Here is a 13,609-nt window from a genome sequence, read left to right as displayed (position 1 = left end):
GGTACTGCAGGGGGGACCCTGTGGGAGAGTAGGACGCCGCCGAACAAAATGTGAGGGAAACCCCCGTGCTTTTCAGCACGGGGGTTTTCTGCGTTCAAGAAGCCTCCGAAGAGGCTCCTCTCCCTCTGTTCCCTCCATCGCTCAGAGACGGCCCGCCGCCTTCAACGCCAGGTAGGCGTCCGCCACTGCCGGTGCCAGATCGTCCGGTGCCGCGTCCACGACCGTGACGCCGTGCCGGCGGAGCTGTTCCGCCGTGCGGGTGCGCTCCGCCCGGGCCCGAGCCGCCGCGGCGGCCTCGTATACCGCGTCTATGTCTCCGCGCGCCGTCGCCATACGGGCGACATGCGGATCGGCGACCGAGGCGAGCAGTACCGTGTGGCGCCGGGTGAGACGGGAGAGAACGGGCAGCAGCCCCTCCTCCACGGGCGCCGTTTCGAGGGTGGTCAGCAGGACGATCAAGGAGCGGCGCGGTGCCGTGCGGAGCGCGGTCGCCGTCAGCCCCCGGGCGTCCGTTTCGATGAGTTCCGGCTCCACCGTCGCCATGGCGTTGACCAGGGCCGGCAGGACCTCACGGGCGGCGCGGCCCTGGACCAGGGCGCGCACTCGACGGTCGTAGGCGAGCAGGTCCACCCGGTCACCGGCCCGCGAGGCCAGGGCGGCCAAGAGCAGTGCCGCGTCCATGGCGGCGTCCAGGCGTGGCGCGTCGCCGACCCGCCCGGCGGAAGTCCGTCCCGTGTCCAGGACCAGGAGGATGTGGCGGTCGCGTTCGGGCCGCCAGGTGCGCACGGCGACCGTGGACTGACGGGCCGTCGCGCGCCAGTCGATGGAGCGGGTGTCGTCGCCGGGCACGTAGTCGCGCAGACTGTCGAACTCCGTGCCCTCGCCGCGGGTCAACACGCTGGTCCGGCCGTCCAGTTCGCGGAGGCGGGCCAGCTTGGAGGGAAGGTGCTTGCGGCTGGCGAAGGGAGGCAGGACCCGCACCGTCCAGGGGACCTTGTGCGTGCCCTGGCGGGAGAAGAGTCCGAGGGGGCCGTAGGAGCGGATGGTGACGCGGTCGGCGTGACGGTCGCCCCGGCGGGTGGGCGTGAGACGGGTCGTGACCCGGCGGCGTTCCCCCCGAGGGACCATCAGACGGTGGCGGGAGGCGGCCACTTCGGTGCCCGGCTGCCAGCTGCTGGGCGGCCAGGCGTCACGGAGGTGGGCGCGCAGCGGCCGGCCGGACGGGTTGGTGACGGTGAGCGTCACGTCGGCCGCCTCGCCCAGGCGGACGGAGGTGTCGCCGGACCGGGCCAGGCGGAGTCGGCGCACGGGCGCCGCCAGTGCGAAGTCGCAGGCGCAGGCCAGGGCGAGTGAGCCGTTGACGGCGAGGACACCCGTCCAGTCGGGTGCCCAGATGCCGACCGGGAGGGTGCCGAGTGCCGCGAGGAGCGCGGCTCGTCCGGTGAGTGCCATCAGCGGGGCACGGGGACGTGGGTGAGGATGGCGTTGATGACCGAGTCCGCGGTCACGCCTTCCATCTCCGCCTCCGGGCGGAGCTGGACCCGGTGACGGAGCGTCGGGAGGGCCAGGGCCTTCACATCGTCGGGGGTGACATAGTCACGGCCCGTCAGCCAGGCCCAGGCGCGGGAAGTGGCGAGGAGCGCCGTCGCCCCACGGGGCGACACCCCGAGGGTGAGTGACGGAGATTCACGGGTGGCGCGGCAGATGTCCACCACGTAGGCGGTGATCTCGGGAGACACCGTCGTCTTGGCGACCGCGGCGCGTGCCGCCTCGAGGTCGGCGCCGTTCGCCACCGGGCGTACGCCGGCGGCGCGCAGATCGCGCGGGTTGAAGCCGGCCGCGTGGCGGGCGAGGACGTCGATCTCGTCCTGGCGGGACGGGAGAGGGATCGTCAGTTTGAGCAGGAAGCGGTCCAGTTGGGCCTCCGGGAGGGGGTAGGTGCCCTCGTACTCGACCGGGTTCTGGGTCGCGGCGACCAGGAAAGGATCGGGGAGCGGACGCGCGGTGCCGTCGACCGTGACCTGACGCTCCTCCATGGCTTCGAGGAGGGCCGACTGCGTCTTCGGCGGGGTTCGGTTGATCTCGTCCGCGAGCAGCAGGTTGGTGAAGACCGGTCCTGGCTGGAAGGAGAACTCGGCGGTGCGAGCGTCGTAGACGAGGGAGCCCGTGATGTCGCTCGGCATCAGGTCCGGTGTGAACTGCACGCGCTTGGTGTCGAGTTCGAGGGCCGCGGAAAGGGCGCGGACGAGCAGGGTCTTGGCGACCCCGGGGACTCCTTCGAGGAGGACATGGCCGCGGCACAGAAGGGCGACGACGAGGCCGGTGACTGCGGGGTCCTGGCCGACCACGGCTTTGGCGATCTCGGCGCGCAGGGCCTCCAGGGAGGCCCGGACGGTGTCCGCGTCCCCGGCTTTCCCGGCGTTGTCAGTGGTCGGGTCCATCATGGACGGCGTACCTCTCTTTCGAGGGCGTCGAGTTGGTCGGCGAGTGCGATCAGGGCCGCGTCGTCACCGGGCGGCGGGCCGAAGAGGAGGGGGTGCAGGGACTGTCCGTCGTTGTGCAGATGGGCGGACAGTGCGGGAAGCAGGGCCTCGGGCGCGTGCGCCTGGGCGAGGGGGACGCCTACGAGGGGGGCGAGGCGGGTGCGGGTGGTGGAGCGCAGAGCGGAGGCCGCGCGGTCGCGCGCACGCGCCTTGCGGTAGAGGCGGGCGCGTCCTTCGACGGTTTCGGAGGCGCGGATCGCGACGGGGAGTTTCTCGGGGACGAGCGGGCCCAGCCTGCGTGCCCGCCAGAGGGCGGCCACTCCTGCGGCGATGAAGAGCTGCAGTGTGCCCCACAGCCAGCCCGGGGGGAGCAGGTCGAAGAAGCTGCGGCTGCCCGATGCGGTGGCCGAGGTGTCGGAGAGCGAGGGGAGGTACCAGACCACATGGGAGCGGGAACCGAGGAGTTGGAGGGCGAGGGAGGCGTTGCCCTGCTCGTCGAGCTGCTGGTTGTAGAGGATGTCCGGCGCGCCGAGGACGACGGTGTCGCCGCTTCCGGACGCGGCCGGGAGCCGCAGCAGGGTGGGCAGGCCGTCGCTGGGGTAGCAGTGGTCGGCGTGGGATGCGACCGTGACGTAGCGGATCCCGCCCGTGTCGGCGGTGCCCGCGCGCCGGGCGGCGGGCAGTGCGCAGCCGGGTTCCAGCAGCGACTCGAAGCCGGGTGTGGGGTCCTCCGCCGAGACTCCCGGGAGGAGGCCCTCGAGGGAGGTCCGGGGCGCGATCAGTACCGTCCGGCCACCGGAGTGCTGTGTCGCCTGGCGAAGGCGGTCCTGTTGACGGCGCGTCAGCAGATCCGGTGCGGCGAGCAGAAGCGTGGTGTCGGGGGCGGCGGCGGTGCGTGCCTCGTCGAGGGTGGTGACGACCCGGGTGGAGACACCCCGTTCGGCGAGGAGCGCGGCGACGGCGTGGCTGCCGTAGGGGTCGGCCGAGCGCGGGTCGAGGCGGCCGTGATGAGCGCTGGAGCGGACCACGGCGATCACGACGCCACCGACCAGGAGAAGCACGACGGCGAGCAGCACACCGCGCGACCGGGTCCACAGCTGGCGGGCGGTGGGCGAGGCGGAGGTGGTGGGGAGCGTGGCCTCGGAGGTCATCCGGCGGCTCCGTGGTGGGCGTGGGGGGCCGTGGGGGAGGCCGTGGTGGGGGCGCTGTCGCCGAGCTGGGGCTTGCTGCGCTCCAGGTCGTCGTCGAGGGCGGCGAGGCGCCGGTACGTTCCTTCGCCCGCGGCCCGGCCGCCGTATGTGACGTCGTCGAAGTCCCGGGCGGCGATGCGGAGTCCGTGCGCGTGGTCGGGGAGGGCGCGGCCGGCCTCGGTGGCGGCCTCGTCGGCGGTGCGGCCGGGGCGCGGGTCGAGCAGGGCGCGTTCCTCCAGGGAGCGGACGACGGCGCGCATGCGTTCCTGGACGGCCTGGCTCCAGTGGCCCTGGGCGGCATGCGCCTCGGCGGCGGCACGGTGCTCGGCGGCGCTCTTGGGGCGGTCCTCGAAGAGGGCGGCGGACGAGGTGGGCAGGCGGCGCGGGGTGCCCAGGCGCCACCACAGGGCCCCGACGAGCGCCACGACCGCCAGCACGATGACGAGCAGGCCCACAGAGCCGCCCGGCGCCGCGGCGGACGCGGTGTCCAGCAGTCCGTTGACCCAGTTCCAGAACGCGTTCAGGGCGCGCTGGAGCAGGCTGGGGTCGTTCTCGTGGTACATCCGCTTGGTCAGCTCACGCCGGGCCGCCTCGCGCGCCGGGTCGCGCGGGATCGTGACCGGTGGATGGTCGCCCGAGCGCCACAGCACCGGCGCGACGGCCAGGACTACCCCCGTCGGACTCACCCTCTCAGCTCCCCGGGGTGGCGCTGGTGTCGGCGCCGTAGCCCTGGACGCCGGCGGCACGGGCCAGGTCGAGATCGAGGGCCTCGCGGCGGATGCGCTGGTCGATGTAGAGCAGCACGGTCACGCCGGCACTGATCGGGAAGGTGAGCGTGCGGCCGATCACCGCGCCGACGCCGGCGATGACCAGGAATGTCCAGCCGGGGCCGGCACCGCCGCCGCCCATGAAGCTGCCGATGCCGTCACCGCTGAGGATCGCGGCGAGGATGGCGAAGGGGATCACGACGAGCGACCCCACCATGCTCGCGATGATCTGTGCGAGCACCTGAATGCTGGAGACCCGCCACCAGGAGCCACGCACCAGCTTGGCGGAGCGGCTCATCGACGTGCGGATGCTCTGCTTCTCGAGCATCAGCGCGGGCGAGGCGAGCGAGAAGCACATCATGATCCATATGGCGACCACCATGGCGCCGAGGCCGCCGAGGACGGCCAGCGTGACGCCCACGGCGGTCGCGCCGGCCACCGCGATGAGGATGCCGGGCACCGTGCCGACGGCGAGGATCGCGAGGGCCATGAGCGGCAGCAGGAGGGTCAGGCCGGCCAGCTTCGGCAGCTGCGGGCGGGCGTCGCGCCAGGCCTCCGTGATGGTCACCGGCCTGCCGAGCACAGCCCGGCTGGTGACGGTGGTGAGCAGGGCGGTCGCGATGATGGTGCCGATCAGGGTCACCAGGAAGACCGCGCCGGAGCTCAGCAGCACCTCGCCCATGGCGCGGCCGACCTCGCTCGCGGAGGAACGGGGGTCGCCGAGGGTGCCGCTGGTGGCCTGGTCGTCCAGGACGAGCTTCTGGAACAGGATGGTGACGATCTCCGTCAGGACGGAGACGCCGAGCGAGATACCGAGGACCGCGCGCCAGTGGGTGCGCATGGTGGAGACCGCGCCGTCGAGGATCTCGCCGACCCCGAGCGGGCGCAGCGGGATCACACCGGGCTTGGCCGCGGCGGGCGGCCCCCAGGGACCGCCCCGCCCTCCGGGACCGCCCCAGCCGCCGGCAGGGGCCCCGTAACCGCCGGGACCGCCGGCGGGAGCCCCGTAGCCGGGGCCGGCAGGCGGGGCCCCGCCCCAGGCCGCCCCGGGCGACGGCGGGGCCTGGCCCGGGACCTGAGAGTGCGGAGCGCTCCACTGCCCGGCCGGGGGCTGCTCCTTGGACCATTGCACCGGAGGCTGCGGCTGGTCGCCACGGCTCTGGTCCGAGGGCTGCTCCGCGGGCTGCGCGCCGGTGGCGTCCGGCTGCTCCCCGTCGGAGGGGGCGGATCCGGGCGATGCCCAGCCCGGAGTGTCGTTCATCGTCGCTCCTTCACGGTGCCCGCTCCGCGGTCGCGGCGGCGAGTTGGCAGACATCGTGCCACGCTGGCTCCGGCGAGGGACCGGGGGTGGTGTGGGCTGTACACCTTCAATTGTCGGCCGGATACGGGGCAGACTGACCGCATGGCTGATCAGTACGCGCGACCAGGCGAGGACAACCAGTCGACGGAGATACCCGTGATCCGTTGGGACGAGCCGCCGGAAGGGCCCGTCCTGGTCCTTCTCGACCAGCGGAGACTGCCGGCCGAGGAGGTCGAGCTCGTGTGCACGGATCCGTCCGCGCTGGTGGACGCGATCCGTACGCTCGCCGTGCGCGGCGCGCCGCTGCTCGGGATCGCCGGGGCGTACGGGGTGGCGCTCGCCGCCGCGCGCGGCTTCGACGTGGACGAGGCCGCCACCGCGCTGGCGGGGGCCCGGCCCACCGCGGTGAACCTCGGCGTCGGCGTGCGCAGGGCCCAGTCCGCCTACCGGACCGCGCTCGCCGGCGACGGGGATCTGCGGCGGGCCGCTGAGGCGACGCTCGCCGCGGCGCGCGCCCTGCACCAGGAGGACGCCGAGGCCAGCGCGCGAATGGCGCGGCACGGACTTGCCCTGCTGGACGAGTTGCTGCCGGGCGGCGGGCACCGGGTGCTCACCCACTGCAACTCGGGGACGCTGGTGTCCGGCGGCGAGGGCACGGCGTTCGCGGTGGCGCTCGCGGCGCACCGGGCGGGACGGTTGCGCAGGCTGTGGGTGGACGAGACGCGTCCGTTGCTGCAAGGTGCTCGTTTGACGGCGTACGAGGCGGCCCGCAACGGGATGGCGTACACCTTGCTCACGGACAACGCGGCCGGTTCCCTGTTCGCGGCGGGCGAGGTGGACGCCGTACTGGTCGGTGCGGACAGGATCGCGGCCGACGGTTCGGTGGCGAACAAGGTGGGGAGCTATCCGCTCGCTGTTCTGGCCCGGTACCACCATGTGCCGTTCATCGCGGTGGCGCCGGTGACGACGGTGGATCCGGGCACGCCCGACGGGGCGTCCATCGAGGTGGAGCAGCGGCCCGGACACGAGGTGACGGAGGTCATCGCCCCCCGGGTGCCGGTGGCGGGAGCGGAAGCGGGAGGCGGGATACCGGTGGCACCTCTGGGGACCCAGGCGTACAACCCGGCGTTCGACGTGACGCCGCCCGAGCTGGTGACGGCGATCGTCACCGAGGAGGGCGTCGTCTCCCCTGTGACGGCCGATGCACTCGCTGCGCTGTGTGACAGGTCACGCCAGGTAACAATTTAGATAATGGGATGATGTGGTCCATGAAGGGACGAGTCCTTGTCGTCGACGACGACACCGCACTGGCCGAGATGCTCGGCATTGTGCTGCGTGGTGAAGGTTTTGAGCCGTCTTTCGTAGCGGACGGCGACAAGGCGCTGGCCGCTTTCCGCGACGCCAAGCCCGACCTGGTGCTCCTCGACCTGATGCTGCCCGGGCGGGACGGCATCGAGGTGTGCCGCCTGATCAGGGCGGAGTCCGGCGTGCCGATCGTGATGCTGACCGCCAAGAGCGACACCGTCGATGTGGTGGTCGGCCTCGAGTCGGGTGCGGATGACTACATCGTCAAGCCGTTCAAGCCGAAGGAGCTGGTGGCCCGTATCCGGGCGCGGCTGCGCAGGTCCGAGGAGCCGGCCCCCGAGCAGCTCGCGATCGGTGACCTCGTCATCGACGTGGCCGGTCACTCGGTGAAGCGGGCCGGGCAGTCCATCGCGCTGACGCCGCTGGAGTTCGACCTGCTGGTTGCGCTGGCGCGCAAGCCGTGGCAGGTGTTCACCCGCGAGGTCCTGCTCGAGCAGGTCTGGGGGTACCGCCATGCGGCGGACACCCGCCTCGTCAATGTTCACGTCCAGCGGCTGCGCTCCAAGGTCGAGAAGGATCCGGAGCGACCGGAAATCGTGGTGACGGTCCGTGGCGTCGGTTACAAGGCAGGACCTAACTGACGTGCCGGGGGACAGTGCCGCTTCGGCCCCCGGCCGGCCGGGGGCCCACCCGGAGCGGCCTGTCGCACGGCGCACGGCGGGCTCCGGATGGGAACGGTTCATGGAGGGCGGGCTGCTCCAGGGCGGAGTCCAGGGCAGCCCGATCCTCCGGCTCGTCATGCGCTGGGTGCGCCGTCCCCTGCTGCCCGTGATGCGGCTGTGGCGGCGCAACATCCAGCTCAAGATCGTCGTCACGACGCTGCTGATGTCCCTGGGCGTCGTGCTGCTGCTGGGCTTCGTCGTCATCGGACAGGTGCGCAACGGTCTGCTCGACGCCAAGGTGAAGGCGTCCCAGAGCCAGGCGGTCGGCGGCTTCACGGTCGCCGGGCAGAAGGCCGACAGCGCGGTCAGCGCCAGCGGCGGCGACGAAAACCCGGGCACCGGCACCTACCCGGTGCAGAACGTCAGCGGGTGGATGAGCGACCTCGTCGAGTCGCTCTCCAGCGGCGGCCAGGGCGCCTTCGACGTGGTCACGCTGAGCACCACCGCCGTGGACAGCGGCGACAACCGCGGACTCGGTCCGCGCGCGTCGGGTGACGTGGACCCCAGCCAGAGCGTGCCGGAGGCCCTGCGCCGGCGCGTCGGTGCCGGCATGGGCGTGGCCCAGAGCTACACCCGCATCGTCTACACCGACAGCGACCGCGATCCGCAGCCGGCGCTGATCATCGGCAAGCAGATCAACGACCCGAACGGACACCCGTACCAGCTGTACTACCTCTTCCCGCTCACCCAGGAGGAGAAGTCGCTCAGCCTGGTCAAGGGGACGCTGGCGACCGCCGGGTTGTTCGTCGTGGTACTTCTCGGGGCCATCGCCTGGCTCGTGGTGCGTCAGGTCGTCACCCCCGTGCGGATGGCGGCGGGCATCGCCGAACGGCTGTCCGCCGGGCGTCTTCAGGAACGTATGAAGGTCACCGGCGAGGACGACATCGCGCGCCTGGGCGAGGCCTTCAACAAGATGGCGCAGAACCTCCAGTTGAAGATCCAGCAGCTGGAGGACCTGTCGAGGATGCAGCGGCGGTTCGTGTCGGACGTGTCGCACGAGCTGCGTACGCCGCTGACGACCGTGCGGATGGCGGCCGATGTCATCCATGAGGCGCGCGTCGACTTCGACCCGGTGACCGGGCGGTCGGCGGAGCTGCTCGCGGACCAGCTGGACCGTTTCGAGTCGCTGCTCGCGGACCTGCTGGAGATCAGCCGCTTCGACGCGGGCGCGGCGGCCCTGGAGGCCGAGCCGATCGACCTGCGCGAGGTCGTGCGACGGGTGGTCAGCGGGGCGGAGCCGCTCGCCGAGCGCAAGGGGACGCAGATACGGGTCGTCGGTGACCAGCAGCCCGTGGTCGCGGAGGCCGACGCCCGGCGGGTGGAGCGGGTGCTGCGCAATCTCGTCGTCAACGCGGTCGAGCACGGCGAGGGCAAGGACGTCATCGTCAAGCTCGCCGCGGCGGGCGGCGCGGTCGCCATCGCGGTGCGGGACTACGGCGTGGGACTCAAGCCGGGCGAGGCGACCCGGGTGTTCAGCCGGTTCTGGCGGGCGGACCCGGCACGCGCGCGTACCACGGGTGGTACGGGTCTGGGGCTGTCGATCGCCCTGGAGGACGCCCGGCTGCACGGCGGCTGGCTTCAGGCGTGGGGCGAGCCGGGAGGCGGTTCGCAGTTCCGGCTGACGCTGCCGCGGACCGCGGACGAGCCGCTGCGGGGCTCCCCGATACCGCTGGAGCCGATGGACTCGCGGCGCAACCGCGGGCTGAGCGAGGCGGGGCTGCCCCAGGGCGGCTCGGGCAAGCTCGCCACGGTGCCCGCACAGTCCACGGGCGAGCGGGCCTCGATCCCGCCGAGACTGGCCGCCGTGACGCCCACGGCCGACCCGACCGCGCTGCCGGGCAACGGCGCGCGGGTGGTGCCGCGGCCCACCGGGGCGGTTCGGCACCGGGAGGACAGCACACAGGACCCGTCGCGGGGCGACGGACCGCACGAGTGAGTGAGCAAGGGGAGGCAGTTCGTGGGCGCTGAGGGGGGCGTGCGGTGGCGTGCGCCGCGCACCGGCGTAGTCGTCGGCTGCGGTGCCGTCCTGCTGGCCGGGTGTGCCTCGATGCCGGACAGCGGGGATCTGCGCGGGGTCGAGTCGACGCCCCGGCAGGACGCCCAGGTCCGGGTGTTCGCGATGCCGCCGCGGGAGGACGCCGGGCCCGCTGAGATCGTGCAGGGTTTCCTGGAGGCGCTGACCAGTGACGACCCGCAGTACGAGACGGCCCGTGAGTATCTGACCGCCGGCGCGTCGCGCACATGGCGCCCGGACCAGTCCACCACGGTACTGTCCGACGGGCCGAACCCCGTGTCCGAGCACAGCAGGATCCGGGAGGCGGACGACGACTACTCGTACACGCTGACGGGCAGCAGGTTCGCCGTCGTGGACGCCCAGCACGCGTACACGCCGGACTCGGGGACCTACAGCAGGACGGTGCACCTCACGCTGGAGAAGAAGACCGGCCAGTGGCGCATCGACTCGCTGCCGCAGGGCGTGGTCATGGGCAGGTCCGACTTCCAGCGCAACTATGTGTCGGTCAACAAGTACTACTACGCCTCGAACGTGCCCGCCGCGGAGGGCGGACAGCTGAGCACCGTCGCCGACCCGGTGTACGTACGCAGCAAGGTGGACGCCGTCACGTCCACGGTCCGTGCGCTGCTGAAGGGCCCCACGCGCTGGCTGGACCCGGTCGCGACCTCGAGCTTCCCCTCGGGGACGGCGCTCGGGAAGGACGTCACCTCGCTGTCGCCCGACGACCAGAACAAGCTGACGGTGCCGCTCAACGACAGGGCCGACCGGGTCGGGCGGACCCAGTGCTCGCGCATGGCGGCGCAGCTGCTGTTCACGCTCCAGGACCTGACACCGACGGGTGTGAACCAGGTCGAGCTGGAGCGCTCCGACGGCAGGAAGCTGTGCGAGCTGAACGAGACCCAGGCCGAGATCATCGCCTCGCACGGCACGGGCGATCGGCCCGAGTACGAGTACTTCATCGACGGCAGGCAGCGGCTGGTCCGGCTGCCGAGCGGGAGCGGTTCCAACCAGTTCGACCCGGTGCCGGGGGCCCTGGGCGAGGGGGACAGAAAGCTGCGCGCGGCCGCCGTCTCGCGCGACGAGGAGCGGGCGGCCGGGGTCTCGGCCGACGGCCGGTACCTGTACGTGGACTCGCTGGTGTCGGGCGTCCCCCTCGGGAACCCCGTGCTGACCAGCCAGGGCCTGTCGGAGGACGACCGGCTGACGACGCCGAGCTGGGACGGCGGGGGCGACCTGTGGGTGGCCGACCGCGATCCGCAGCACCCTCGGCTCGTGGTGCTGGGGAAGGGCGCCGGCCGGCCGATCGTGGTGAGCACGCCGGGACTCGACGGACGCATCGAGGCGGTGCGGGTGGCGGCCGACGGGGTGCGGATCGCGCTGATCGTGAAGAAGGACGGCAAGACCTCCCTCCAGATCGGGCGGGTCGAGCGGGAGCACGGGACCGACGGCCGGCCTTCCGCGTCGATCCTCGAACTGCGGTCCGTCACCCCGCAGTTGGAGGAGGTCACGGCCATGTCCTGGGCCGGGGACAGCCGGCTCGTGGTGGTAGGACGCGAGTCGGGCGGGGTGCAGCAGATGCGCTACGTGCAGGTCGACGGCTCCGTGCCGTCGGGCAACGCGCCGCCCTCGCTGACCGGGGTCAAGCAGATCGCGGCGTCCGAGGACGAGCGGCTGCCGCTGGTGGCCTACTCGGAGGACGGGATCGTGCGGCTGTCGGCCGGCGCGCAGTGGCAGAAGGTGGTCAAGGCGGGGACGGCTCCGGTCTATCCGGGGTGAACCGCCGAGCCACTGCCGGTACGGGGGAGCCACGGCCGACAGGGGCCCCGGTTGTCCACAGGGAGATTTCCACAGGCCTGGCAGGCCTCATGCCGCCTTGGCACAGTGGTGGCCATGCGGGGGTGGTGGCAGGACCTCACCGATCTGGTGCTGCCCGCCGAGTGCGGAGGCTGTGGGAGGCCGCGTACGGTGCTCTGCCCGGAGTGCCGAGCGGCGCTGCACGGGAGCGCACCGCGGCGGGTGCGACCGGTGCCGGAGCCGGCGGGACTGCCCGTGGTGCACGCGGCCGGTCCCTATGAGGGCGCGGTGCGCGCCATGCTGCTGGCCCACAAGGAGCGGGGCGTCCTGACGCTCGCCAGGCCGCTCGGTGAAGCGCTGGCGGGATCCGTACGGGCGGGGCTGGGCGAGGCGGGGGAGCGGGCCGGTGGCGCACGGCCGCCCGTGCTGCTGGTGCCCGTGCCCTCCTCGCGCCGGACGGTGCGGGCGAGGGGACACGACCCGGCGCGGCGGATCGCGCTGGCCGCGGCGGGGGAACTGCGCCGGACGGGGACGGCGGCCCGGGTGGCGGCCGTGCTGCGGCAGCGGCGGGCGGTGGCCGACCAGTCGGGGCTCGGTTCCCGGCAGCGGCTGGTCAACCTCGCCGGCGCGCTGGAGGTGGCTGACGGGGGCGTAGGGCTGCTGGCCGACGCGCCGGTGGTGCTCGTCGACGATCTGATGACGACGGGAGCGTCACTGGCGGAGGCGGCGCGCGCGGTACGGGCGGTGATCGGGCACCCTCGAATGAGGGACACGGAGGTGTATGCGCGCGTGGCAGGGGAAGCAAGGGGGGAACGAAGCGCACGGGAGGCGACGGGAGTGGCGGCCCGGGCGCGGTCGTCATCGACAAAGAGCGCCGGTCACGGCGCAGCGAACGGGATCCGCGCGGCCGTGATCGCTGCACCGCGGGATTCTTTCGAATTCAACCGGAACTGACTGAGAACTTGCATCGTCGCAGGTAATGAGCAGGTCATTTCACCGAAATGGAGGTACGCGGCAGTAGAGGGTGACGACATCCGTCCGGGCGAGATATGTTCGGTTGTGAGAGAAAGGCGCAGGCCATCCCTCGCTTATCCGAATGCGTGCTGCGGGCATTCTGCAATCACCCGCAGCCCTGGGATGGGAATCTCGCCCACGGGGGAGGAGGAGGTGGAAGTCACCGAGTCCGCGGCTCCGGAGTTCGCCGGAGCCTGGTGCACAAGGGAGATGCTCCGCCGGCAATGCGGAGCAATCCGGGAACGGAGTTCTGCGTGGACATCGTCGTCAAGGGCCGCAAGACCGAGGTGCCCGAGCGGTTCCGGAAGCACGTGGCCGAGAAGCTGAAGCTGGACAAGATCCAGAAGCTGGATGCCAAGGTGATCAGCCTGGACGTCGAGGTGTCCAAGGAGCCCAATCCCCGACAGGCCGACCGTTCCGACCGAGTGGAGATCACCCTCCGCTCCCGCGGTCCGGTGATCAGGGCGGAGGCGGCGGCCAGCGATCCGTATGCGGCACTCGACCTGGCGTCGGAGAAGCTCGAGGCGCGGCTGCGCAAGGAGCACGACAAGCGCCACACCCGCCGCGGAGTCCGCAGGCTCACGGCGGCCGAGGTGCCCGACCACGTCCCGGGCGCCGCGACCCTCAACGGCAACGGCATCGTCGTGTCGGAGGACGACACGGACGGCGTGCCGACCAAGAAGATCGGATCGCTCGAGGTAAAGGGTGAAGGCCCCCTCATCGTCCGTGAGAAGACACATGTCGCGTCCCCGATGTCGCTCGACCAGGCCCTCTACGAGATGGAGCTGGTCGGGCACGACTTCTATCTGTTCGTCGACTCCGAGACCAAGCAACCCAGCGTCGTCTACCGCCGGCACGCCTATGACTACGGCGTCATCCACCTGAGCTCCGATCAGATGGTGACTCAGACGCAGGCGGCCGAGGCGGGGGGAGTGGTCGGCGGCTGATTTCCGCCGGGTGATGGTTGTACCCGTGTGCCCCTGGGAGAGCCCGTGCGCCCCCAGGGGCACCGGTGTGCGG

11 protein-coding genes are annotated in these 13,609 nt (G+C 72.1%); 6 read left to right on the top strand and 5 right to left on the bottom strand.

Going from position 1 to position 13,609, the window contains the following annotated elements; translation table 11 throughout:
- Nucleotides 1-141: 141 nt before the first annotated feature.
- Genes ACIP94_RS06350 through ACIP94_RS06330 form a run of 5 tightly spaced genes read right to left on the bottom strand, consistent with a single transcriptional unit; the run spans nt 142 to nt 5,701 of the window.
- A complete protein-coding gene (locus ACIP94_RS06350) occupies nt 142-1,452 on the bottom strand; it encodes a DUF58 domain-containing protein (RefSeq protein ID WP_402420255.1) in 1,311 nt (436 codons plus the stop codon).
- A complete protein-coding gene (locus tag ACIP94_RS06345; RefSeq protein ID WP_402420420.1) occupies nt 1,452-2,441 on the bottom strand; it encodes an AAA family ATPase in 990 nt (329 codons plus the stop codon). Before ACIP94_RS06345 ends, ACIP94_RS06350 begins: the two co-directional genes overlap by 1 nt.
- Nucleotides 2,441-3,634, bottom strand: a complete 1,194-nt coding sequence (locus ACIP94_RS06340) for a DUF4350 domain-containing protein (protein ID WP_402420252.1) — start codon at nt 3,632-3,634, stop codon at nt 2,441-2,443. The genes ACIP94_RS06345 and ACIP94_RS06340 overlap by 1 nt, the downstream gene beginning before the upstream one ends.
- Entirely contained in the window at nt 3,631-4,359 is a 729-nt protein-coding gene (locus ACIP94_RS06335) for a DUF4129 domain-containing protein (RefSeq protein WP_402420249.1), read from the bottom strand. The genes ACIP94_RS06340 and ACIP94_RS06335 overlap by 4 nt, the downstream gene beginning before the upstream one ends.
- A 4-nt stretch (nt 4,360-4,363) precedes the next feature.
- Nucleotides 4,364-5,701, bottom strand: coding sequence for a hypothetical protein (locus ACIP94_RS06330; protein ID WP_402420247.1), 1,338 nt, complete (start codon nt 5,699-5,701; stop codon nt 4,364-4,366).
- Between the two features lie 141 nt (nt 5,702-5,842).
- Between ACIP94_RS06330 and mtnA the strand changes: the two genes are divergently transcribed.
- The 6 genes from mtnA to hpf all read left to right on the top strand — a co-directional run bounded on the left by mtnA (nt 5,843) and on the right by hpf (nt 13,536).
- Complete coding sequence (mtnA, locus tag ACIP94_RS06325) at nt 5,843-6,988, top strand: S-methyl-5-thioribose-1-phosphate isomerase (RefSeq protein ID WP_402420244.1); 1,146 nt, start codon at nt 5,843-5,845, stop codon at nt 6,986-6,988.
- Between the two features lie 8 nt (nt 6,989-6,996).
- The gene (gene mtrA, locus ACIP94_RS06320) at nt 6,997-7,686 is read left to right on the top strand and encodes a two-component system response regulator MtrA (RefSeq protein WP_402420241.1); all 690 of its coding nucleotides are present in this window, start codon (nt 6,997-6,999) and stop codon (nt 7,684-7,686) included.
- Between the two features lies 1 nt (nt 7,687).
- A complete protein-coding gene (gene mtrB, locus ACIP94_RS06315; RefSeq protein ID WP_402420238.1) occupies nt 7,688-9,703 on the top strand; it encodes an MtrAB system histidine kinase MtrB in 2,016 nt (671 codons plus the stop codon).
- Between the two features lie 21 nt (nt 9,704-9,724).
- Entirely contained in the window at nt 9,725-11,557 is a 1,833-nt protein-coding gene (locus ACIP94_RS06310; protein WP_402420236.1) for an LpqB family beta-propeller domain-containing protein, read from the top strand.
- Nucleotides 11,558-11,671: 114 nt separating this feature from the next.
- Entirely contained in the window at nt 11,672-12,529 is an 858-nt protein-coding gene (locus ACIP94_RS06305; protein ID WP_402420234.1) for a ComF family protein, read from the top strand.
- Nucleotides 12,530-12,843: 314 nt separating this feature from the next.
- A complete protein-coding gene (gene hpf / locus ACIP94_RS06300) occupies nt 12,844-13,536 on the top strand; it encodes a ribosome hibernation-promoting factor, HPF/YfiA family (protein WP_402420231.1) in 693 nt (230 codons plus the stop codon).
- The last annotated feature ends 73 nt before the right edge of the window (nt 13,537-13,609 follow it).

Source organism: Streptomyces sp. NPDC093261 (assembly GCF_044753645.1).
Lineage (GTDB): Bacteria > Actinomycetota > Actinomycetes > Streptomycetales > Streptomycetaceae > Streptomyces.
The sequence above is the reverse complement of the archived record's forward strand: the minus strand, read 5'-3'. Positions and strand labels throughout refer to the sequence as shown.